Source organism: Segatella copri (assembly GCF_949820605.1).
GTDB lineage: Bacteria > Bacteroidota > Bacteroidia > Bacteroidales > Bacteroidaceae > Prevotella.
This window is the reverse complement of record NZ_CATKVU010000006.1, coordinates 3,117,748-3,142,721: the sequence shown is the minus strand read 5'-3', so window position 1 is coordinate 3,142,721 and position 24,974 is coordinate 3,117,748. Positions and strand designations below refer to the sequence as shown.

Genomic DNA, 24,974 nt, shown 5'->3' with positions numbered 1-24,974 from the left:
ACAGCAAAGCACAAACCTTCATGCCTATCATCACCAATTATAACTCGTTCTCCTATCAATTCGGTATTCAAAATTGGAGTTGTACCCAAGACGATAGAGGCACAATGTATTTCGGCAACAACGATGGCATGCTTATCTATGACGGCTATGAATGGACACATGCTGCTCTTCCCAACAAAGGAATCATCCGCTCTGTTCTTGCTGATGGAGACAGAATCTACGTAGGAACTTATACTGACTTTGGATATTTCACACGCGACAACCGAGGTCGTATGACTTATCACTCTTTGTGGCCATCCCAGTATAAATCGCATAACGATGAGATATGGAATATCATTAAAGTGAAGGATCATATCTATTTCCAGTCTTTCTGTTCTTATTTCGATTACGACGGCAAACAGGTTACGCCTTATTTCAATAATAAGGAATTACCCCTTTGGTTCTACCCTGCCAGAAACAATGTCTATACTCAAATTGTAAACGGCGGAATAAGCTTGGTCAAGAATGGAAAATTTCTGCCAGTTCTCTCTGCCACTAAAGTAAATGGCGACAACATTATGGGCATGTACGCCCTTTCCGGAAACAAGACCTTGCTGATTACGCACAAACAAGGATTCTTTATCATGGAAGGATCAGAGGCGACCCCTGTCCACACCAGTCTTGACGCAGAATTGTCGCGTTCTTTAGTCAACAGAACCGCTCTTCTTAACCCAACCACACTAATCGTAGGAACCATCAAAAATGGTGTTTATGCTATCAATCTCAACAATTTCCAAGTAATATGGCACTACAACAAAGCCAACGGATTGCACAACAATACCGTTCTCAACCTCTATGTAGATAACAGCAAGAATCTCTGGGTAACGCTTGACAATGGCATTTCTCTGATACATACCGGTTTACCATTGTCGGTAATGAATATGGAAGGCTTCGGTATGACGTATGGCATGAGTATCATCAACAACCAGATGTATATTGCAACAAACCAGTCGGTATGGCAATATGATATGGCGAAGCACCAGACCATCAACGTATCAGGATGCGAAGGCCAGAACTGGTACTTGGCGGCGATGAACACCCAAGTGTTTGTTGGCAACAATAATGGTATCAAGAACATTGTTGGGGACAAATCTTTCAATCTAAGCAATACCATCAATGGAAGTACTTGCCTCAAAGAATACCATCTCTTTGGGCAACATGCCTTGATAGAGTCTTCCTACACCATCTTTCATTTCTTTAGAAAAGAAGGTAACAGATGGGTTAACAGACAGGATATCAACGGCTTTAGTGCTCCTATCCGAGAATTCGAAATAGACAATACGGGCGTTCTCTGGGCAGCCCATATGAGTAAAGGTCTGTATCGGCTCACATTGTCAAAAGACCTTTCCCGCTTTACCAAAGTACAATATTATCCTTCGCTCAACAATGGGCCAGAACAGATGTTTCACGTCATGAACATCAATGGAAGAGTAGTCTTCTCTTATAACAACGGGCTATATACTTACGATGATATCCAAAAGGAAATTGTAGCTTACAAGGGATGCGGATGGCTCAGCAATACCGGCATCATCACCTCTTCGTTCATTGACAAGAACCAATATTGGGTGCTTAATAAAGACGGTTTCTGGTTGATCCAATCCAACGAACAAAACGGACACCCAAAGGTATTTATATCGAACACCATCTTTGGAAAAGAAATCAACAACTACGGCCATGCGATGTATACGCAGGGAGCCAATACCTATTTCTTCCTGAACGATGGCATTGGCCGATATAATGGCAAAGACATTCGTTCAAAGAGAAATCTGTATAAGATTTTCATCAAGGAGGTGACTACCAAGGGGAAGAACAACCATCAGGAATACCTGCCGATACATAGCAATAAAGAGGAGGTTGACTCAAGGGGAAATATGTTCTTCAAGCTATCTTATCCTAACTTTGATAACGAGAAACTGGTATTTTGTTATACGCTGGCAAAAAATGGCAAAAAGCTGACAGAGAAAAGTAGTTCACCAACCATCTCTTATAATAACTTAGATTACGGAAACTATACTTTTACTGCAACCGTCAAGAGCCTGAGCGGAAAGGTACTGAGCGATTCTATCGTCTATCAATTCTCATACCCAGCCCCATTTTACCTTTCTATTTGGGCATGGTTTGGATATGCCTTCCTGCTCTATGTCTGCGTATATGGCTATACTCGCTGGCATATAAACAAGATTGTACGCCGCAACCAAAAGGTGGCAGAAGCAAAACTGATGGTACAGAAGATGAAGGTTCTGGAACAGGAACGCATTATTGCCGAACAACAGAAGATTCTTCTAGAAAACGAATTGGAAATAAAAGGCAAAGAAACAGCAAGCATCGCATTCGATATGCTCGCGTTGAAAAACTCTATGGGCGATGTAAAGGAGCAACTCTTAAGCGGAATGCACCGGGGAACCTTAAGCTCACGGGATGTAAACAAGATTCTGATGCAGATGAAGAGTCAGGATACAGATTTATTCTGGAGTACCTTTCAGAACAACTTCGACCTCATCCACAAGCGTTTCTTCAGAAATCTGCACGAGAAATATCCGGAGCTTACCGCCAACGATATGAAGATTTGCGCCCTGCTGCGACTAAATCTTAACACTAAGGATATTGCCAACTTTACACATCTCAGCATACGAGGTGTAGAAAGCGTAAGATACCGTCTGCGCAAAAAATTGGGTATTCCTAGCGAGAAATCGCTAACAGACTTCCTGATAGAATTTGAGTAGGCAATCGCATATTTGGTGCTATTCAAGATAAAAAATACGCAAACATTTTGCTGATTCCATATTTTCTATTATCTTTGCATGAGATTTGCTGCATCTCAGCTATCTGAAAACAAAACGAGAAATATAAAACTACAGCTATATGAAGATAAATAATCTGAGCGAGCACAATTGCATCATCAACCGCTATCTGGCAGAGATGCGTGACTGCGATTATCAAAAGAACCGATTGCTCTTCCGCAACAACATCATGAGAATCGGTGAGTATGAAGCCTTTGAAATATCAAAGACTCTTAATTACGAAAAGACTGAGGTGACTACACCGCTCGGTGTGGCCCAGGTTAATCTTCCTACCGAAAAGATTGTCATCGGTACTATATTCCGTGCCGGACTTCCTTTCCACGAAGGTTTCCTCAATATTTTCGACCACTCTGGCAATGCCTTTGTGAGTGCTTATCGCGAGTATACCAACAAGGAGCATACTGAAGTGGGCGTACATATCGAATACCTCGCTACACCTGATCTTACTGATAAGGTGCTCATCATTGCCGACCCTATGCTTGCCACAGGTATCAGCATGGAGATGGGTATGAAGGCTTTCCTCACCAAGGGCAATCCTAAACATATCCACATTGCCTGTGTTCTCGCTGCACCTGAGGGCATTGAGCACGTCAAGAAGACCTTCCCTGAGGACAAGACTACTATCTGGTGTGCCTCTATTGATGAGGGGTTGAACGAGCATAAGTATATCGTGCCAGGCTTCGGCGACGCCGGCGACTTGTGCTATGGCAGCAAGCTCTAAGTCGCAGGCTTTATAAATTCGTACGCTTTATAAAAAGTATAGCAACTCTACTCTGAAATACTCTTCACTCTTCACCTTTCGGGCCGAAACCCCTGTGTTTATCGGCATTCCGAGGGGTGAAGAGTTATTTGTATCTCTTCACCCACTCTTCACCACTCTTCACCGACAGACATTAAAAAAACTGAACTTTCGCATGCGGTTCAAGTACGGGCTGAAGGCCCAAAAGCTCCTAGCCCAGGGCGTGTGGGGCAAAACTTACGAAAGTTCAATTAAAAAGAGGTACAAGACCGCTGCAACAGAAGGTGAAGAGTGGGTGAAGAGTGCCCGAACACTCTTCACCCCTCGGAATGCCGATAAACACAGGGGTTTCGGAGCATTTGGTGAAGAGTGAAGAGTTTTTCGTCTATCGCATAAAAAAGAAAATCAGACGCCTAAAAGAAAATCAGATAAACCCATTTCCGAGGGCTGTAAAAGACAAACAGCCGACTAGCGGATAAGGCGCTAGTCGGCTGTCCGGCTTCTGCCAGTTGGCTGTCCTACTCAAACAGCCAACTTATCTCCGAAAGATAAAACCTTTAATAATGGAACGAGCTGCCCCCCAGGAACTCTCGCAGAAGCGAAGTAGGCGGCAGATTATTATAAGGTATACCCTTGAAGTATTTCAGGAATTTAAGCAACCGGTAAGCCTCAGCATATTCCTCGCAATTCTCCGGAACCTGCTGCAGCAGCGGCTCTGCCTGCATCTTGATTACAGCCAGTTCATAAAGCATCGCCGTATTGAGCATCGCATCGGCATTCTCCTGGAACGGGAATATCCACTTGTTCTCACCTGCCCTTACCGAAGGCCAGCGATGAATGGTTTCCTGGGCAGAGACACCTCGATACTTGTAATCGCGGATGATACGGCGAAGCAAACGGTTGTCTGTTGTCGGGATATAATTGTGATTGTCCAGAAGAATCGTGGTCAGCGCCGAAGCATATACTCTGAATATCTGCTCCTGCGGGATGTGAGCCGTCAGCTCTGGGTTCAATGCATGAATGCCCTCTACCACCAGCACATTGTTATCGTTCATCTTCAGCTTGTTGCCGCTCTTTTTACTCTTTCCGCTCTGGAAATCATACTTCGGCAATTCTACCTCCTCACCACGGAAGAGGGCATTAAACTGCTCGTTGATCAAATCGAGATCCAGAGCATAGATGCTCTCATAATCATATTCGCCTGAAGCATCCTTCGGCGTTTTCTCCCTATCTACGAAATAATCATCGAGCGAAATCTGGAGCGGTTTCAATCCGTTTACGGCAAGCTGTATGCTCAGGCGCTTGCACGAAGTGGTCTTGCCCGAAGAAGAAGGACCTGCCAGCAGCACCAGTTTCACGCCCTTGCGGTTGGCTATCTCCTCAGCAATCTTGGCAATCTTCTTCTCCTGCAGCGCCTCGCTGATATTGATGATGTCGGTAGAATGATTGGAATCTATCGCCTGGTTAAAATCGCCTACAGTCCTGATGCCCAGGATACTCTGCCAGCGATGATGCTCCTTGAATATCTCAAACATCTTGTCCTGTCGGGTCATTTCGCCCAGCACATCCGGGTTCTTGAGCGAAGGAATGCGCAGGAGCATTCCATCATAATATTTCTCCAGCCCGAAGAGATAGAGCTGCGAGGTATTGGTGAGCAGCGTGCCGTAGTAATAATCTACATAATCACCTATTTTATAATAGGTAGTATAGATAGAGCCCGATGTCTTGAGCAGCTTCACCTTTTCCACATCCCCTTTCTCCTGGAACAGCGCAACTGCCTCTTCGGTAGGCACGGTGAACCGGCGTATCGGCATCCTGGCATCGATAATCTCCTGCATGCGACGGCGGATGATGTTCACATCTTCATCAACAACAGGTCTGCCCAGACGGATATCTACGTAGAAACCATTCGATACGGGGATATCAATCACCACATCTGTAGCAGGATAAATGTCCTGTACCGCCTTGCAGAGAACAAAGAAGAGGGTACGGGTATATGCACGCGAACCGGATGAAGAAGTCATATCAAGGAATTCTACATCTTTAGAATTATAAACACGATAATGCATGCCTTCAACCTTGTTATTTACCCTTGCAGACACCGGTCCGTGGGTCATTTTGAGGTCAAATGCTGAAAAAATATCAAAAAGTGTGCTTCCGATTTCTACTTTCTGAGATTTTTTATTATTTTTGCAACGGATTTGAATTGCTTGTTTCATTTGTATTAAAACTATGTTACAAAATTAAACTAATCTACCAGCTCTCGAAGCCCCCGAAGGTGCTTTTTGAGCATCGGCTTACTCTTTATTAGAAGAGAGACGCCTACAGAGTGTAAAGTTACGAAGAAATTCGGAAACTTGATGTATTTGACAACATTAATTAAGTTATTATATGTCGATTTGGATATTTTTTAAGCTTATTGGAGCACTCGCCCTACTGATGTTCGGTATGAAGTCCATGAGCGACAGTTTGCAGAAGATGGCAGGACCACAGCTCCGCCATGTGTTAGGAACGATGACCACCAACCGTTTGACGGGCATCCTCACGGGTACGCTCATCACCGCAGCGGTGCAGTCTTCTACAGCCACAACGGTGATGACCGTATCATTCGTTAATGCCGGTCTCCTTACCCTAGCCCAGGCTATCTCCGTTATCATGGGCGCCAACATCGGAACCACACTCACCGCATGGATCATGAGTGCCGGTTTCTCGTTTAACATCACAGATTTTGTATGGCCGGCGTTCTTCATCGCCATCATCCTGATTTACAGCAAGAAGCGCAAGATTATCGGCGACTTCATCTTCGGTATATCCTTTATGTTTCTCGGTTTGGGAACTTTACGCCAAACCGGTATCGACATGGATCTGGCTCATAATCAGCCGGTTCTAGAATTCTTTGCAAGTTTCGATCCTCACAGTTTCCAGACTACCATCACCTTTCTGATTATCGGTAGTATACTCACTATGTGCGTGCAGAGTTCGGCAGCCGTCATGGCGATTACGATGATACTCTGTTCTACCGGCGTATTGCCTATCTATCAGGGTATTGCGCTTGTGATGGGTGAGAATATCGGAACAACCGTAACCTCCAATGTGGCAGCGCTCACCGCCAATACCCAGGCCCGGAGAGCGGCGATGGCGCACATGGTGTTCAACATCTTCGGTGTGCTTTGGATACTCTGCGTGTTCCGCCCGTTCATCCATCTGGTTTGCGGCTGGGTAGGTTATGACGACATGATGGAGAAGACCGATCCTCATTTCGTAGCCAATGCCGCCAAGCTATCCTTTGTGCTTGCCGCCTTCCATACCACCTTTAACCTATCCAACACCTTTATCCTGGTTTGGTTCATTCCACAGATAGAGAAGCTGGTATGCAAGATTATCCGTCCTAAGAAGAATGCCGATGAAGACGATTTCCGCCTGCGCTTTATCCAGAGCGGTATCATGAAGACACCGGAAATCTCTGTCTTGGAGGCACAGAAAGAGATTCATTGCTTTGCCGAGCGCATCCAACGCATGTTCGGCATGGTGAAGACGCTTCTTGGCGAAACCAATGAAGATAAGTTTGTAAAACTCTATAGCCGCATCGAGAAATACGAAGGCATCTCTGACAACATGGAGATAGAGATTGCCAAGTATCTCGACCAGGTGAGCGATTCTCATCTTTCTGACGAGACCAAGGCAAAAATTCGTGCCATGCTCCGTGAGATTTCTGAAATCGAGAGTATCGGTGACAGCTGCTTCAACATCGCCCGCACGCTGAACCGCCGTTTCAAGGGCAAGGAAGACTTCATCACTTCACAGTATGAGCACATGCATCAGATGATGGAACTTACCGACAATGCTCTTACCCAGATGAACATCACCCTCGTAGGTCATAAGGGAGACAACGATGCCAACCTCTCTTTCAACATCGAGAACGAAATCAACAACTATCGCAATCAGTTGAAGAGCCAGAACATCAACGATGTAAACAACCATCTCTATACCTACGCCATCGGTACCATGTATATGGATATCATCCAGGAATGCGAGAAACTCGGCGACTACGTGGTGAACGTAGTGGAGGCTCGAATGGGTGTAAGACAGCATGAGGCATAGGGAATTTACGATGAATGAATAATGAAAAACATTTCAGTAATTTTGTCCTCGGTGAGCATAGCGAATCTTGTTGTTTTCTTTGTTATTATTTGCACTATAAAGTTACAACAATTTTCGCTAACCACCAATTTTACAGACAATTATAATTCATCGAACTCACGTTATTAAAAGGTAATGCAAACCGAGTGGAAAATAAAATGAAAGGGCGGAAAAGTTGGTTTGGCAAAAGGTGAAAAGAGTGAAAAGATAAATATGACCGATAAGACCTATTTGTCTTATAGATCCTATCGGTCCTATAAAACCTTCAAACCAGTTGACCTTAAATAAAAGAAACTCACCTTTCAATCAACCGGGTGACGCGGCCCAATGTGAGCATTTCCCATAGTGAGGCCACGGTCCAGCCCGGTGCAAAGATGTCATTGTAAAATCCTTTACCGTTACGGCCATAATCCCAGTGGGTATGTTGAACCACCTCGGGGTAATAACCGACCTTGGCCACACCACAAAGGTTGCCCTCACAGGGCAGGAGCTGCCTCATGGAGGTGCTGATTACATTTGAAAAAGCCATGAATCGCGGCTCTTTGAACTCATGCGAGAGCCATTTCAGCACGTCAACAAAGTCGAAAACAAACACGTCTATATGGTTGTTCTCAACCGAAACATTACCCCACCCGCGGGTCTTCAGACCGATGTCACCCAACATCTGTCCTTGGGCAAAGGGCACATCCCATGTGTAATACCACGAGAGTGCGAAATAAGCAGCCTGACGGCACAGCTCCGCATAATGACGGCGTTGTGAGCCATGACTGGAAAGAGCCATGCAGTAAGCGGCCGTGGCAGAGTAAAGCGAAGCCTCTTTGTCCTCACAATCAGCATCAAGAGTAGATGAAAAATAGTCAGACGGGGTTATTATTTTCTTCTCAATGTAGTCCATTGTGCGGCGTGCCGCCATGAGCCAGCGGTGATTACCGAAATAACGGCTGCCCATAACCAGCGGCAGAGTGGCCGAGGGAGTGCTTCCTCCGCCAGCATCAACCACACGGCCGTCATCATTAAACTTACGCGGGAAACTGCCGTCAGCCTTCTGACGACGCACAATCAGGTCGAGAATGTTCTTCATGCGCTGTTCCCACTCAGGGTGGCGGCGTCCGTTACGCCGTTCATAGTCAAGATAATAAAGCACCGCACACACGCCTTCTGACTGACGGCGGATGCTGTGCCAGGTCTGGGCCTTGCCCTTTTTGCAGTCAATAACCTCATTGAAGTAACCGGCAGACGAAAAGCCGTAACGCAGATAAGAGTCGAAAACGGCGCGTGCATCCTTTACCAGGTCGGTACGGTTGTGGCTTTCACCGTACTCAAGGGCATTGAAAGCGTTGAGCAGAGTGCGGCCGACGAAACCCACCTCGGCCAGTTCTGGACTGGCACAGTCGTCAACCCACATTCCGGCACTGGCGTAGTAGCATGGCTGTGCCTTGACAAAACTCTCCTTGAAGTAGTTGCTCATAACCTCTTTCATACGTTCGTCAGAGTAAGCAACCTGCACTGGCTGCGGACTGTAAGTGTCGTAAGAGTACGTCCAGAGTCCGCTCACGCAGTCGGCAAAGCTGTCGGCAGCAAGTCCGTTCACCTCCCATTGCAGTGTCGTGGTCTCACCGCGGTCAAGCATGGCGAAGGCTTCAACGGGTGGAGCAAGCGTGAGTTTGCGTATGTAAGAGTAAGGTTTCTCGCTGTAAGGATAGCCGAAACTGAGCGTAGCGGTTCCTCCTACGTTCTCAAACCCGGTGTAGCCTATGTCGGTGGGGCCTGCCAGAATAACCTCGCCTTCCTCACGGGTTGTTGGAGCTTCATGTTTGAAACTGTCAATTCTTACAACTGACACGGCGCGGTGCGCCTTCTGGCTGAACGCGGCCACGAGCGGAGTGCTCAGACGGTCCTCACGCACGGTCCAACTGTCAGAGGTGTGGAACGAGGGGGTCTGCTTAGGCGAGCGCAGATTGCGCCTGTACCAGAATCCCGGCATGTAGAACAGGCAGTCGTCATGGCTGAAACCCGTTGAGAGCCGCTCTTTAAAGTTGAAGTAAACCCTGCTGTGTGCCGTCAGACTGACGGTTATGCGCCGCCGTGAACCGTCGGTGCTGACCGTCTGAACAATGTCAAGCGGCAGCTCTCCGTCAGGGGCCTGAAGTGTGTAAGCGTCTGTTTCACCCTCCTGTCGGATGAAATTCAGAGTGTGGCTCACGGCCTTGTTGCCGGGCTTCTTTATTGCGATTGAGGCCGAAAGTCCCTCCACGGCATCGGCGGCATTGGCCGTAAGCGTGCCGCAGAGTGTGGCTGTGATGCAGAAAAGCAATGTTTTTATTTTCATTGTATCAGTCTATTTATTGACAACTTTCAGGGCTTCGGCGGGCAGGTCGGTTGTGAGGAAGTCGGCACGTCCGTCAAACTCCCTCATAACGTCAGTGCTCCTCACTGTCCAAACGTTGACTTTCATACCCAGCCGGTGGCACTCGTCAATCCACTCGGGGTGCTTGCGCAGCACGTCATAGTGATAGTCAAGTCCGGCGCAGCCCAGTTCTTTAAGCTGTGAGGGTGTCATTTCACCGTTCAGATAATAGACGGGAGTGCCCTTGGGTGCAATTTTCAGCAGCGTGCGCAGTGCATTTGCCGAGAAAGTTATGTACTCCACACGGTTCTGCAGCTTCATCCGTTCCACCAGTTTCACAATTTTTTCGGCTGCAAGGTCCTCGCGTTCAGGTGTTGAATGGTGTTTCAGCTCGAGTATCAGTTTCAGCGTTGTGTGCTTTTTGGCAGCCTTCAAAAATGCCTCAAGAGTAGGAACATGCTCTCCGTTCTTAAGTTTCTGCGCCGTGAGGGTCTTTGCATCGGTCTGCTCAATCATGTAAGGACCAATCTTAGGGTCGTGGTTTACAATCAGGTGATTGTCCTTCGTAATCCACACGTCAAACTCCGAGCCGTAACAGCCGATGGAGTCAGCCTTCAGCAGAGCCGTTATGCTGTTTTGGGCAGAGCCTTCCGTCTTCCAGTAACCACGGTGTGCAATGACCCGTGTCTGTGCCTGTGCGCCGCAAAACACCATGAGCGCCACGGCAAGAATCATTAATCTGTTTTTCATTTTTATAAAGTTGTTTTTTTAAGTTTTACTCCTTTTACAGATGCCAAATATACTTCTATTTTGCAAAACCCATTGTTTTGGCCTGCAAAACTTATTGTTTTGGCGTGCAAAAGTGGCAGTTTCAGAATGCAAAACAGACAGTATTGCAACACGTTGAATATCAGACGGTTGCACAAGGGCTGTTATTGGGTCCCGAAAACGCCGTATTTTTTACGACCAAAACCTCAGCCGCTGGTCCTTTATAAAGGAACAAGCGGCAAAGGTTCTAAATGCTAATTGCTAATTGTCAAATACTAATTAAACAGTGTGTCAGCAATTTAGTACCCCGGATTCTGCACGAGGTTGGGGTCAATCTGTATCTGATCGAGAGGAATTGCAAGCCAGTAGTTGCGCGGAGCCTTGAACTGTGAGCGGTCAATCTCACTTCCGTCCTCCATGTCCGTTACCTTGTAGAAGGTTTCGGCTGTCTTTCCTGACAGCGTCCACGACTTCTCCTTGGGGTTGATTTCCTTCTCGGCAATCTTCCAGCGGCGAATGTCGTGGAAGCGGCGGCCCTCCATTGCAAGCTCGTTTGAGCGTTCATCGTGAATCACGCTGCGCAGTTTCGCCTCGTCGGCCGGTATTCCGCCGGCATAGCTCCATGACTTCTCAAAGGTCGGAAGTCCGCAGCGCGCACGTATTTTGTCGAGGTACGCCAGACTCTTTGCGCTGAGTTTCTTATTGTATTCAAAGTCGGCCTCAACGTAGTCGAGGTAAAGTTCTGCCATGCGCAGGTAAGGGAAGACCCATTTGTTGTAGGTTATCTTGTCGCTGGTCACGTCATACGAATCGTATTTTGATACCCATTTCTGACAGTAGTAACCGTTGTTTGACTGATATTCGTTCTTAACTATGCCGTCATCCTGCTGGGGTTCACCGCGCCGACATTTCAGCATCATGATTCCGTTCTGCACCTCGTAGGGGCCACGGTCGTAACCCACAGATGCGTAGAAGCGCGGTTCGCGGTTCACATGTATGATTGATGTCTTCTCACCGGGGAACCACGGTGCGTCAACAATCGTCTCCGGGTTCAGGTTCTTGGTGTCGGGGTCATCGGCCAGGGGCAGTCCCTTCGCGGTGAAATAACGCTGCACACAGCTCCAGGTGGGCACCATGTAACCACGGAAGCCCTTTGAACTGTATTTTTTAAAGCCGACACGCGGTGCGATATTCTTGATGCAATAGGTGATTGTGCCCTGGTCGGCAAGACCGAACAAAATCTCGTCCCAGTTGTTAAAGCCTCCGGCATTGTCACCTACAAAGGCCGAGTGGTAGTTGCGGGCACCCTGCACGGGGTCGGTTGTGGTACCGCCGTACAGTTTATAGCCGTTGGCCTCGCAGTAGGTTATGGCTGCCTCGGCGGCATCCATGGCCTTTTTCCACTTCTCGCGGTCATAAGTGAGATTCATCAGCGGCGTTCCGTCAGGGTTCTTGAAGTCAGAATAAAAATCCGTGTCGCCATTAACAAGTGGCGAGGCGGCGTAAAGCAATAGTCGTGCCTTGTACCCTAGAGCGGTTGCGGCAGTTGCGCGGTCGCGGTTTCCGCTGCTCTGTTGTGCCGGCAACAGCTTTGCGGCCTCGTCATACTTTTCGGCAATGAAGTCCACACACTCATCGTAAGGACTGCGCATGAGTTCGGTTGACATCGAAGGGCTTTCCTCCGACTTGATGAGGAATATCGGACCGTAGTACTCAAGCATTATCTGGTGATAATAAGCAATGAGAAACAGCGCCTCACCCTTCCAATGATTCTTGTTTTCCTCGGTTATTCCCGGCACGCGGTCAAGATTGTTCAGTACGTTGTAACAGTTGCGAATGGCACCCCAGATGTCCTTCTTAACTGCGCCGGTCGGATAATTTGTGGCGTTGTTGCTCCAAAGTCCGTAGTACGTACTGCTGGGCGACTCCTGCCCGTTCATAAGACTTTTATAGTGAAACCAGCGGGTTGTACCCCTGTAACCCACAATGAACTCATCGGCTCCGGTGGCATCCGGGAACTGTTGGGGATGAAAATAATTAGGTATTTCCTTGTAGCAGCCAATCACCATCTTCTCGGCTTGCGTTTGCGTTTTGTAAACATCGTTTATCGTGGGAGTGCCTTCGGGCACCACGTCAAGATAGTCGCACGAGGAAAAAGCTACCGCGGCAACCGTCAGAACGAAGTATTTTATGTTGTTAAGTATCATTTCTTAAATGTTTAAAATTGCTTAATAATTGAACTGAACTCCAATTTTCACTGTGCGCTGGATAGGATATTTCAGTCCGTTTCCGCTTCCCATTTCAGGGTCCCAGGTGCTGAATGGCGAAATGGTCAGCAGGTTTGTGCCCGCTACGTATGCCCGTAGCCACGGCGTGAAGGTGTAACCCAGCTCGGCATTCTTCAGTCTGAGGTAGCTGGCGTTACGCAAATAGAACGTGCTGGGCACCACGTTGTTCTGCACATACGTGGTTGACAGGCGCGGATAAGCGGCATTTGCCACATTGTTTTCCTCCGACCAGTGGTTGTCAACAATGTATTTTGCAATGTTCATACCATCGCCTGACTTGTCGACAAAAGGCTGTATGTTGCTCATAAGCAGACTTACGTTGCCCGAACCTTGGAAGAACAATGACAAATCCCACTTCTTGTACTTCACGGTTCCGCCTAATCCGTAGATTATTTCGGGTATTTCGGGGTGGCCGATTGTAGTGTAATCGCTGGCATCAACAGTTCTGTCACCGTTCAGGTCCTTGTATTTTATGTCACCAACAACAGGAGTAGAGCCCAGGTTTTGCACCGGAGCATTGTCTATTTCCTCCTGCGAAGTGAAGATACCCTCGGCAATAAGACCACGGATACTGTTTATAGGATGACCTACGCGGGAGTAGTAAGAATCGATGTTTGCAGGCTCATCAACATTCGTAATCTCATTGTGGGCATAAGTAAAACTGCCGTTCAGCCGCACTGTAAAGTCTTTATTAAACGCTTTCTGATAACTTGCACTAACGTCAACGCCATGGTTCTTAACCGCTCCGATATTGGCGTAAGGCAGTGCGGAGCCATAACCTGCGGCAGAAAGAAGTGCTTGACGCTGCATGAAAATGCCTGTTCGCTTCTCGCTGAACACATCTACAGTAAGGTCAAGACCACCGAACAATGTCATGTCAACACCGAAGTTGAACTTCTTTGACTTTTCCCATGTGGCGAAAGAATTACCATACTTTGTCACAACCGGCACCGCGTTGTTCACGTAACCGTCACCAATCCACCATCCACCTTTTCCGCTCATGTCAACAGTGGTTACGTATGGGAATCTCTCAGAGAGTGCATCATTGCCTACAAGACCGTAAGAGCCGCGCAACTTTAAGTTGTTAACCACCTCTTTGAGTGGTTTAAAGAAGGTCTCGTTTGATATTGTCCAGCCTAAAGCCACTGCGGGGAAGAAGCCGAAACGCTGCCCGCTGATGAAGTTCTCGGAGCCGTTGTAACCAAAAGTGGCCTCAAGCAGGTAACGGTGGTCGTAGTTATAGGTAAGACGGCCTGCCAGTCCTTGCTCACGGTAAGGCAGAAGGTCATACTCGGTTCCGCCGTTTGCCACCTTCTTGGTTTCCTTCATGTGGTACACAAAAGTGGCTCCGATGTCGTGTTTACCAAAGGTACGGGCGTAGTCAAGAGTACCCTGAAGCGACCATACGCTCTCCGTCGGGTCGCGTCCTGAGTTTGATTGCAGGTAGGGCTGCCCCGGTGTACCTATCGACTCGGTGGTGTAGTTGAATGAACCGTCGGGATTCTGCGTGTAGCCATCGCCCACTTTGTAGTAGAAAGGCACAATCCAGTGGTCAAGCCAGTTGAAGCTGTAATTGTAGAAAGATGCCAAAGCACTGGCTTTAAGTCCAGGAGTAATGAACTTCAAGTCTTGATCCACGCTGAAAGCGGTGGTTGAATAAACGTAGTTGCGCTCAGTGTAGCCGCTGCTAAGCTCGGCATACGGATTGTTGAAAAGTCCGCCTACACCCTGCCGTGTGCCATTTCCGTAACGCACAAATGTGTCTCCCTCCTCGGCGGGAAGCGTAGCCGGGAAGGCTACAGGATTAACCGTCATTGAATAATTGAACAGGTTTGACGTTGAAGCCTTTGGTCCGTGATAGAAAAAAAGCTGCGTATTCATGTTCAGAGACACCTTAGTTGTTGGTGTGAGACGGGCCGAAACGTTGCTCTGGAACAAGTATTTCTTGCTGCGCATACCCACGTCGAGCGCCTGCGCCTCTTTGGGTTGGCGCATTATTCCGTTCTCATAGAAAATGCCTGCGTTTAGGAAATAGTCAATGAAACGGGTTCCGCCCTTCATGTTTATGTTGAGATTCTGGTTCGAGGCAAAGTCTTTGAAGAGCATGTCGTACCAGTTCACGTCAGGAAAGAGGTAAGGATTGGCGTGGTTTATCGTGTTCTGAATGCGCTCGTCAGAGTACGGCTGCTCATAAGTAGAGCCTGCCACGCGGGCATCATTCTTGCTTGCTTCGTTGAACATCCGCATGTATGTGGGTCCGTCGGCCATGTCCTGAACGGCCGTAGGCATTGAGAAGGTGTTGTCAAAGCGTATGTTCAGCTTCATCTTCTCTGATGCCTGACCCGCACGGGTGTTTACGATGATCACGCCGTTTGCACCGCGCGAGCCGTAAAGAGAGGTTGCCGTGGCGTCTTTCAGCACCGAGAACGACTCTATAGACTCAGGCGGAATGTTGTTGAGCATGGTGCTGTTAATCTCCACTCCGTCAAGGATTATGAGCGGCTGAGTGTTGGAACCGAAGGTAGAAATGCCACGAATATAGAACTCGGCATTGTCGTAACCGGGCTCGCCGGTGGTCTGACGTGCGATTATTCCCGGAACATTGCCCGCAAAAGAAGTTGTCAGTGAGCTTGAAGTCATCTTCAAATCTTCTGGCTTAACGGCCTGCACGGCACCCACGAGCGACTCTTTCTTCTGCTTGCCGAAGCCAACTACAACCACCTCATCAAGCGATTTTTCCTCGGGAATAAGGCCTGTGGTTATGAAAACGCGGTTGTTCACGCGCACCTCCTTGGTCTTGTAACCCACATAAGAGACTACAAGCGTGGCGTTCGGCTGTACGTTCAGCGTAAAGGTTCCGTCAACATCGGTGGCGGTTCCGTTGGTTTTGCCCTTTTCGAGCACTGTTGCACCGATTATGGGGTCGCCATTTTCATCGCCGATAAAGCCTCTAATCTGCTTCACCGCAGGCTGTACGGCCTGTTGTACGCCCTGTGTTCCGCCAGTCTCGGGGCCGTTTTCGGCAGACGAGTGCAGCGGCACCGCTGCCGCTCCGATAAAGAATAGCATGGTGTGAATGTAATTTTTAAACATTGTGAATGTAATTTTTAAACATGTTAAAACAAAGAATTATGATTATATCCTTAATTCCGCAACACTATTATAACAGAATCGGGATTCGGAATAAGGCTCAGGAATAAGGCTCAGAAACATAAAATCAAAATCTAGAATATCGGCTGGCCTACACAACCATTAGGCGCCTGAACATGAAGCAGGGCGGCGATGGTTGGAACAATATCGGTCATGAAAGTCTGCTTGGTGGTTGCACCGTGCTGGATTCCCCAACCCATGAAAATCAAAGGAATGTGGGTGTCGTATGGATTCCACTCACCATGATCGGTTCCCTTCATGCCGTGGGCATAGTAGTTCGGCTTCAATACGATGGCCACATCACCGCTACGCTCACGGTTGTAACCATTTACTATACGCGTCTTCACATCCTCAGGAATACTCTCGGTCATCGTCTTCTCCATATCGCAGGCATACTGCACGCAGCTGTCTTCCTTCAAAACATCCACCACGCTCTGCTTGATTTTGACGAAGTCTAACTTGTTTTCCTGTATGATGTTTCGATTGAAAAACACCTGATAGTTCATCACGGTCTTCACCAGATCACCCACGTTAGGATACTCCTTAGCCAGAGTCTGGTTCAGTTTCTTAGCCACAGCATCACCATTCCAGCTGCCCGCAGGAATGCGGCGGTCTTGCAGGAAACGGGCGTTGTTCATCGCTCCATGATCGGCACTCAGGAAAACCAGATAATTCCCCTTGCCCACCTTCTCATCAAGATAAGAAAGGAAATCGGCTATCGCCTTGTCAAGTCGCAGATACGTATCCTCGATTTCTACCGCATGCGTTCCCACCTGATGACCGATATAATCCGCGCTGGAACAGCTTACTGCCAGCAAGTCGGTTTCATCATCAGCCCCCAACTGCTCTCCATCTATCGCAGCCTTCGCCAAATCTATCGTCAGCGAATTACCGAAAGGAGTCTTTCTGATGATTTCATAACCGTATTTCTTATAAAGGGCAGGGAGATTGAGCGGCAACGTAGCTTTCACGTCCTTGCAGATTCCATCCTCGTACTCGTTCTCATCTTCTGTACTCTCGATGTAGGTATTCTCAGGATAGAGAGTGCTCCATTTTTCCGAAAGATAACGCTCAGGCAGATGCTGGTTGTTGAAAGCATCCACCCACTTTGGCAACTGGTTCATATAGTAAGAACTGGTGATGAACTTACCGCTCTCATCATCAAACCAGTAGGCGCCGTTGGGATTATGACCTGCAGGAAGGATGGAAGCACGGTCTTTCAAGGCCACTCCCACCACCTTGGCTCTACCATTGGATGCAATCTTCATCTCGTCGCCAAGGGTAGTAACCCAGAGATTTCGTGGCGACATCAAGCCCGCCTTACTGTTGGCACCCACAGTTTTCACGGTTTCATCATCCGTACAGTACACCTTCTTACCATTCTTTACGAAGTTATTTCCGGCGATTCCGTGGATGGAAGGCACACTACCGGTATAGAGACAAGTATGACCGATGGCTGTAACCGATGGAACATACGGAATACGGGTATTCTCGCAAGAAAAACCCTCGTTGAGCAATCGCTTGAATCCTCCTTCTCCATAGCGCTTCTGATAGCGATAGAGATAATCCCATCGCATCTGGTCAACCACAATGCCCACTACCAGTTTGGGGCGCTGGACGTTAGAAGCATTTACCTGCTGGGCAGAAACCATTCCGCATCCCAGGAATGCCATCGCAATAACACTTAATACCGTATTCATTTCTTTCCTATAAAAAATCACCGTTATACTTTTTCCGCTGCAAAGGTATTCAAAGTATATTACCATCATGTTACAAATGGATGAAAGAAGAGTTAAAGCATTCTTATTGCTCTCAAGTAATTCTTAGTCACTAAATTTTCGCATTTGGGGAAGTTAAGTGAAGTTAGAGGGAAGTGAAGGGACAAATGTCCTACGTTTTACGAAAGAAGACTATTGTCTCTTAACTTCTCGAACGACCGTAGGGAGTGATAACTTCTTTAACTTCAATCAATTCCCTCACTTGCGAAACTTGAGTTCCTATGAGTCCACTTTAAAAAGGGACTCACGAGTATCGCTCTGCACTTGTCGTCGCTCTATGAGGATATTATCTTATAAATATTGTTGCACAATATTTGCTAGTTCATCAGCATAAGAAGATGTATCTGATACATATTCCTTATTTACAAGAATATAAAGTGATAAATCATTTCTTCTAAAATGCTCGAACTTGTCATCAGAAACCGTTGAAAGCACGAAACGACGGGATACCATTCCATTCTGATCTTTTTCGTCTTCTGCTCCAATAAAAAAGAAAGAAGCTTTTTCGTCTCGCTTCAATACATCTAACATGATATGAAACATTGTATAGAGTATCGTTCTAACCTCGAAAGTATTGGAACGAAGACTAAACTTATTTTTACTGTTGATGTTTGCCTTATCGAAGAACTTCACACAATAAGCGTGTTTCTTATAACATTCAACTCTTACGATATAGGTATGATGGGATTTATCTGACTTAAACCTATATTACAAGGTCTGAATCAGATACTCATCACTCTCACTTTTATCTATCATTTGAAAGATAAAAGGATAACCATCAGACATCAACCGTTCCATTAGATTAACTTTTTGTAAACAGGTATTGCAACCTTATCCATTTCTTCTTTCGAAACCTTAACAACTCCAGGAGTTGCATCAAAATAATCTACAGGATAACGATACTTGCCATTTGGCATCAAAACCTTAGTTACACGGCGAAAGAGAGAGATACCCTCTTCTGTAACTATCTTTGTTATCGTCTTATCTATGATTTTTCCCATAATTTTTTATTTTTTATTTCAATATCGCCTGCAAATATAAGGTTTTTATATGAAAAAAACAAATTTTTAAAGGAGTTTTTGCTTCAAGTCCAAATCCGACACAGATTTCCAAAGGTATGTGATGGAAGCATTCCTTAACAGTAAGCGGTCACTTTAGGTACGTTAAGCCATAAAATGAATGCTCTTTTATAATCTTTTAAGAAAAAACATGTATGGTTCCCTTTATAAATTATTAACGAGTCATGTTGACTATGTATAGGGCATGAAGTTCATTAGTGGGCTTCATGCCCTATCTATATTTTATACCTATATTAATTTCTACCTATATTAAATAGGACAAACAGATATGTTTTTAAGCGGCAAGATACTTGATTCATAACAGCAAAGTTGGCATAAAGAAGTGATTTCACAAAGAAAAAGAAAGAATTTTGGCACAACATAGAGGATAACTCGATTTTTTGTTGTAATTTTGCAGCCGAAATTGCAATTTTATAAATAATTAATGAAGATTCTAGTAACGGGTGCGTCGGGCTTTATCGGCAGCTACATCGTGGAAGAGGCCTTAAGACAGGGCATGGAAACCTGGGCGGCAGTACGCCCTACCAGTTCCAGAAAGTATCTGCAAGACGAGCGCATCCATTTTATCAATCTCAATCTTTCTTCAGAGGAAGAGTTGGAGAAAGAACTCGCCCCGCACGAGTTCGACTATATAGTGCATGCAGCCGGCGCAACGAAGTGCCTGCATGCAGAGGACTTTTATAAGGTAAACACAGAGGGAACCAAGCATCTGGTGAACGTCCTTCTGCGCCTCCAGATGCCTATCAGGCGATTTGTCTTTGTCAGTTCGCTCAGCATTTTTGGAGCCATCCGCGAAGAGCAGCCTTATCAGGAAATCTCAGAACATGATACTCCTAAGCCAAATACTGCATACGGAAAGAGTAAGTTGGAGGCAGAACGCTATCTGGACAGCATCGGCAACAACTTTCCTTATATCATCCTCCGCCCTACAGGAGTTTACGGTCCTAGAGAAAAAGATTATTTCCTCATGGCGCAGAGCATCAAGCAGCATGTTGACTTTGCTGTAGGATTCAAGCGCCAGGACATCACCTTTGTATATGTACAGGACGTGGTACAGGCTGTATTCCTGGCTCTGGATCATGGAATGAACGGTAGGAAATACTTCCTCAGCGATGGAGAAGTATATCAGTCAGCTGCCTTCAGCGACCTGATAAAAAAGGAGTTAGGCAATCCTTGGATGCTACGCATCAAGGCGCCTGTCTGGGTGTTGCGCATCGTAACCTTCTTCGGAGAGTATCTCGGAAGGATGACGGGCAAGATGTCGGCTCTGAACAATGATAAGTATAACATTCTGAAACAGCGCAACTGGCGATGTGATATTGAGCCAGCCATGGATGAACTGGGCTATCATCCTCATTATCCACTGGAAAGAGGTGTGAAGCTCGCCATCAAGTGGTACAAGGATAACGGATGGCTGTAAATTATAAACTAATAAGAAGCGTGATAAAAGATTATTTCAAGATAGACAAGAACCCGAAGAAGGGACTGATGACACTGGAATGGGTCATGCTGGGATATATGGCAATCACCATTATCACCATGCTCTTTACCTATACCAAACTCGTAAACCCGGAAGCTATGCTCTGGGGACGACTGAGAGTGCTCGTCATGACCATCGCTCTTTGGGCTGTATACCGCATGATACCTTGCCGCATCACCAAGATGGTGCGCATCATTGCCCAGATGGCTTTGCTTGCCTGGTGGTATCCCGACACCTACGAAATCAACCGCATGTTCCCCAACCTCGACCATATCTTTGCAGGTTGGGAGCAGGATCTTTTCGGATGTCAGCCCGCCCTGCTCTTTGCCAAAACCATGCCTTGGGCTGCAGTAAGCGAACTGATGTCGATGGGCTACTTTATGTATTATCCGATGATTGCATTGGTTACATTCTATTATTTCTTCTGCAGATATTATGAGGCTGAAAGAGCTGCATTTGTCATGCTCGCCAGTTTCTTTATCTACTATCTCTTCTACATCTATGTACCGGTAGTGGGCCCGACCTTCTACTTTGATGCAGTAGGAATATCAGAAATAACCAAAGGCATCTTCCCGGCTTTGGGCGATTACTTCAACACCCATACTAACTGCCTGCCGACACCGGGTTACACCGATGGAATCTTCTACCAGCTTGTAGAAGACGCCAAGAACGCCGGCGAGCGTCCTACAGCCGCTTTCCCAAGTTCGCATGTGGGCGTGAGCACCATCGGCATGCTCCTGGTCTGGCATACCGGCAACAGAAAAATGCTATACGTGATGCTGCCATTCTACATCTTCCTGTGTTTGGCTACCGTATATATTCAGGCGCATTATCTCATAGATGCCATCGCCGGTTTCATCTCTGCCGTCGTCATCTATTTTGCATTGATGGCAGTATCGAAGGGAATGATAGAGCACTATACTCCTTCTTCGCGACTGAGATTCAGATAGTTACATATTTTAATTACAATAACATTATAAACGAATAGAATTCATCTAGAACAATGAAGAAACTATTTATTGAGACTTATGGCTGCCAGATGAACGTGGCAGACAGTGAAGTAGTTGCCTCTGTGATGCAGATGGCTGGCTACGAAATTTGTGAGAAAGAAGAAGAGGCTGATGCCATCTTCATGAACACCTGCAGTATCCGCGAGAATGCTGAGAACAAGATTTATCATCGCCTCGACACCCTGCATGCAGAGCAGAAAAAGGGAAGAAAGGTGATTCTCGGCGTTTTGGGCTGTATGGCAGAGCGCGTGAAGGATGATCTCATCCAGAACCACTATGCCAACCTGGTTTGCGGACCAGACAGCTATCTCAACCTGCCGGATATGATTGCGCAGTGCGAGATGGGTACCAATGCCATCAACATCGAACTCTCTAAGACCGAGACTTACCATGACATCGTACCTCAGCGCATCGGTGGCAACAGAGTGAGCGGTTTCGTAAGCATCATGCGCGGTTGCAACAACTTCTGCCACTACTGCATCGTGCCTTATACCCGTGGACGTGAGCGCAGCCGCGATGCCGAGAGCATCCTGCGTGAGGTTCGCGATTTGCAGCAGCGTGGTTTCAAGGAGGTTACCCTGCTGGGACAGAATGTAAACAGTTATGGTCTCTCGCCATCGGGCAAGCGCGAGGAAGGCAGTCTTTCCTTCGCCGAGCTCCTCCACATGGTAGCCAAGGCTGTACCGGATATGCGAGTACGCTTCACCACCTCTAACCCAGAGGATATGACCGAGGACATTCTCCACGCCATTGCCGAAGAACCAAACCTCTGCAAGCACATCCACTTCCCTGCACAGAGCGGAAGCAACAAGATTCTGAAGCTGATGAACCGCAAATACACCCGTGAGGAGTATCTGCAGCGCATCGCCGACATCAAGCGTATCATTCCAGGCTGCGGCATCACCACCGACATCTTCGTGGGTTATCACGACGAGACCGAGGAAGACCATCAGGAAACCCTCTCGCTGGTGAAGGAAGTAGGATTCGACAGCGCCTTCATGTTCAAGTATTCAGAGCGCCCGGGCACCTATGCCGCCAAGCATCTGCCAGACAACGTTTCTGAGGAAACCAAGATAGCCCGCCTCAACGAACTTATCAAGTTGCAGACCGAGGTGAGTGCCGAGCAGAACAAGAAGGATGAGGGCAAGGTATTCACCATCCTCATCGAGAACTTCAGCAAGCGTAGCCGCGAGCAGATGATGGGCCGAACAGAACAGAACAAGGCGGTTGTCATTGATAAGGGTAACCACCATATCGGAGAGTTCGTGAAGGTTCGCATCACCGGTTCTACCTCTGCTACTCTCTTCGGAGAAGAAGTAAAGGAGTAACCCCAAACTCTTCAGAACAGCTTTTTCTGAATAAAAAGACTCTTCTGAAAGAAAAAACAGAATATAAACAAGAAAAACCGCCAAAAGTTTGGCGGTTTTCTTAAAAAGCACTATATTTGCACCTATGAAGGAATTCTTGCAAATTTTACGCCGATTCGTCCCTCCATACAAGAAGTATCTGGGACTGTCAATCCTGTTCAATATCCTGTCTGCGGTATTGAACATCTTTTCGTTTGCAGCCTTGATACCAATCCTGCAAATCCTGTTCAAAGTAGATGGTGGTATCCGTGTCAACGAGTATATGCACTGGAATGGAGATTGGGGTAGCATCAAGGAGGTTGCAACCAATAACCTGTATTATTATATTCAGGAGTTTATTGTTGTCCATAGTGCATCAACAGCCCTTTTGGTCATCGGCATATTCCTAGCCTTCATGACATTCCTCAAGACGGGAACCTATTTTCTCTCGTCAGCCACCATCATACCTATCCGTACAGGTATCGTAAGAGACATCCGCAACCAGATTTACCAGAAGATAAACAGTCTCTCGCTCGGTTTCTTCAGCGAGGAGCGCAAGGGAGATATCATTGCCCGCATGAGCGGTGATGTGCAGGAAGTGGAGAACAGCATCATGTCGTCGCTCGATATGCTCTTCAAGAACCCTATCCTGATTCTCTTCTATTTCGTTACGCTGATCTGCATCAGTTGGCAGCTCACCCTCTTCACCATCCTCTTTGTACCACCTTTCGGCTGGTTCATGGGAGTAGTGGGCAAGAAACTGAAGGCACACAGTATCGAGGCACAGGCACTTTGGAGCGACACGATGAGTATGGTAGAAGAAACCCTAGGCGGCTTGCGCATCATCAAGGCGTTCTGTGCAGAAGAAAAGATGAACAAGCGTTTCAATCAGGTTAACAGCAGCTACCGCGACAACATCATGCGTGTAAATATCCGCCAGCAGATGGCTCACCCGATGAGTGAGTTTCTGGGAACTATCCTCATCGTAGTGGTATTGTGGTTTGGCGGTATCCTGGTTCTGGATTACGGCAGAATCGACGGTCCTACCATCATCTTCTATCTCGTGATGCTCTATAGCATCATCAACCCGCTGAAGGAATTCTCCAAGGCGAGTTACAATATCCCAAAGGGATTGGCAAGTATGGAGCGTATCGACAAGATTCTGCAGGCTGAGGTGGAAATCAAGGACAAGGAGAACCCTAAACATATCAGCAGCTTCGAACATCAGATAGAGTTCCGCCACGTTTCCTTCGCCTATACCGACCGAAAGAGCGCAGAACTGGTATATGTATTAAAGGATATCAATCTCGTGATACCAAAAGGCAAGACTGTTGCACTTGTTGGTCAGAGCGGTAGCGGTAAGAGTACGATGGTAGATTTGATTCCTCGTTACTATGATGTACAGGAAGGCGAGGTGCTGATTGATGGCATTAATGTGAAAGACCTTGCCGTACATGACCTTCGCATGCTGATAGGAAATGTAAACCAGGAGGCTATCCTCTTCAATGCAAGTTTCAAGGACAACATCCGATTCGGCAAGACCGATGCTACGGATGAGGAAATAGCCAATGCAGCTAAGATAGCCAATGCTTACGAGTTCATAACCAAGTCGGAGCATGGTTTCGATACAAATATTGGAGACCGAGGCGGCAGACTCTCTGGCGGCCAGCGCCAGCGTGTCAGCATCGCCCGTGCCATCCTCAAGAATCCTCCTATCCTCATCCTCGATGAGGCAACATCAGCCCTCGATACCGAGAGCGAGCGCCTGGTTCAGGATGCCTTGGAGAGATTGATGAAGACCCGTACCACCGTAGCTGTGGCCCACCGACTGAGTACCATCAAACATGCAGACGAAATCTGCGTATTGCATGAGGGAAGGATTGTGGAGCGCGGTACTCATGAGGAGCTGATAAAAAAAGAAGGATATTACAAGAAGTTGCATGATATGCAGCAGGTGTAATATACTGTTAAGTGTTGAATATTAAATGTTAAGTAGCATTCTTGCTTAT

Annotated in this window: 15 protein-coding genes; 7 read left to right on the top strand and 8 right to left on the bottom strand. The window is 47.0% G+C overall.

Annotated elements, in window-relative coordinates; all coding sequences use genetic code 11:
• The first annotated feature begins 104 nt into the window (after window positions 1-104).
• Window positions 105-2,762: a hypothetical protein gene (locus RCO84_RS14075; RefSeq protein WP_317573002.1), complete on the top strand. Its 2,658-nt coding sequence runs from the start codon at window positions 105-107 to the stop codon at window positions 2,760-2,762.
• Window positions 2,763-2,901: 139 nt separating this feature from the next.
• Window positions 2,902-3,561: a uracil phosphoribosyltransferase gene (gene upp / locus RCO84_RS14070; RefSeq protein WP_006848107.1), complete on the top strand. Its 660-nt coding sequence runs from the start codon at window positions 2,902-2,904 to the stop codon at window positions 3,559-3,561.
• Window positions 3,562-4,136: 575 nt separating this feature from the next.
• Here upp and RCO84_RS14065 read toward each other — a convergent pair.
• On the bottom strand, window positions 4,137-5,798 hold the full coding sequence (locus tag RCO84_RS14065) for a nucleoside kinase (protein WP_317585431.1): 1,662 nt from the start codon (window positions 5,796-5,798) through the stop codon (window positions 4,137-4,139).
• 172 nt (window positions 5,799-5,970) lie between these two features.
• On the opposite strand from RCO84_RS14065, the gene RCO84_RS14060 reads away from it, so the two are divergent.
• On the top strand, window positions 5,971-7,680 hold the full coding sequence (locus tag RCO84_RS14060; RefSeq protein WP_144153559.1) for a Na/Pi cotransporter family protein: 1,710 nt from the start codon (window positions 5,971-5,973) through the stop codon (window positions 7,678-7,680).
• A 334-nt stretch (window positions 7,681-8,014) separates the two neighbouring features.
• Here RCO84_RS14060 and RCO84_RS14055 read toward each other — a convergent pair whose 3' ends face one another.
• The 7 genes from RCO84_RS14055 to RCO84_RS14025 all read right to left on the bottom strand — a co-directional run bounded on the left by RCO84_RS14055 (window position 8,015) and on the right by RCO84_RS14025 (window position 19,051).
• A complete protein-coding gene (locus tag RCO84_RS14055) occupies window positions 8,015-10,048 on the bottom strand; it encodes a hypothetical protein (protein WP_317585430.1) in 2,034 nt (677 codons plus the stop codon).
• 9 nt (window positions 10,049-10,057) lie between these two features.
• Window positions 10,058-10,816 (bottom strand): glycerophosphodiester phosphodiesterase family protein, encoded by a 759-nt coding sequence (locus tag RCO84_RS14050; protein WP_317585429.1) that lies wholly within the window; start codon window positions 10,814-10,816, stop codon window positions 10,058-10,060.
• A 317-nt stretch (window positions 10,817-11,133) separates the two neighbouring features.
• Window positions 11,134-13,041, bottom strand: coding sequence for a RagB/SusD family nutrient uptake outer membrane protein (locus tag RCO84_RS14045; RefSeq protein ID WP_317585428.1), 1,908 nt, complete (start codon window positions 13,039-13,041; stop codon window positions 11,134-11,136).
• A gap of 21 nt (window positions 13,042-13,062) precedes the next feature.
• Window positions 13,063-16,215, bottom strand: a complete 3,153-nt coding sequence (locus RCO84_RS14040; protein ID WP_317585427.1) for a SusC/RagA family TonB-linked outer membrane protein — start codon at window positions 16,213-16,215, stop codon at window positions 13,063-13,065.
• 131 nt (window positions 16,216-16,346) lie between these two features.
• Entirely contained in the window at window positions 16,347-17,972 is a 1,626-nt protein-coding gene (gene pafA, locus RCO84_RS14035) for an alkaline phosphatase PafA (RefSeq protein ID WP_373690135.1), read from the bottom strand.
• A gap of 369 nt (window positions 17,973-18,341) precedes the next feature.
• Window positions 18,342-18,581: a hypothetical protein gene (locus RCO84_RS14030; RefSeq protein WP_317585426.1), complete on the bottom strand. Its 240-nt coding sequence runs from the start codon at window positions 18,579-18,581 to the stop codon at window positions 18,342-18,344.
• A gap of 266 nt (window positions 18,582-18,847) precedes the next feature.
• Window positions 18,848-19,051 (bottom strand): hypothetical protein, encoded by a 204-nt coding sequence (locus RCO84_RS14025; RefSeq protein ID WP_134844391.1) that lies wholly within the window; start codon window positions 19,049-19,051, stop codon window positions 18,848-18,850.
• A gap of 502 nt (window positions 19,052-19,553) precedes the next feature.
• On the opposite strand from RCO84_RS14025, the gene RCO84_RS14020 reads away from it, so the two are divergent.
• The 4 genes from RCO84_RS14020 (at window position 19,554) to RCO84_RS14005 (ending at window position 24,925) form a co-directional block, all read left to right on the top strand.
• On the top strand, window positions 19,554-20,549 hold the full coding sequence (locus tag RCO84_RS14020; RefSeq protein WP_117693260.1) for an NAD-dependent epimerase/dehydratase family protein: 996 nt from the start codon (window positions 19,554-19,556) through the stop codon (window positions 20,547-20,549).
• Window positions 20,540-21,559, top strand: coding sequence for a phosphatase PAP2 family protein (locus tag RCO84_RS14015; RefSeq protein WP_317585425.1), 1,020 nt, complete (start codon window positions 20,540-20,542; stop codon window positions 21,557-21,559). Before RCO84_RS14020 ends, RCO84_RS14015 begins: the two co-directional genes overlap by 10 nt.
• Before the next feature lie 53 nt (window positions 21,560-21,612).
• Entirely contained in the window at window positions 21,613-22,947 is a 1,335-nt protein-coding gene (miaB, locus tag RCO84_RS14010; protein ID WP_317585424.1) for a tRNA (N6-isopentenyl adenosine(37)-C2)-methylthiotransferase MiaB, read from the top strand.
• Window positions 22,948-23,071: 124 nt separating this feature from the next.
• On the top strand, window positions 23,072-24,925 hold the full coding sequence (locus RCO84_RS14005; RefSeq protein ID WP_317585423.1) for an ABC transporter ATP-binding protein: 1,854 nt from the start codon (window positions 23,072-23,074) through the stop codon (window positions 24,923-24,925).
• Window positions 24,926-24,974 lie beyond the last annotated feature (49 nt).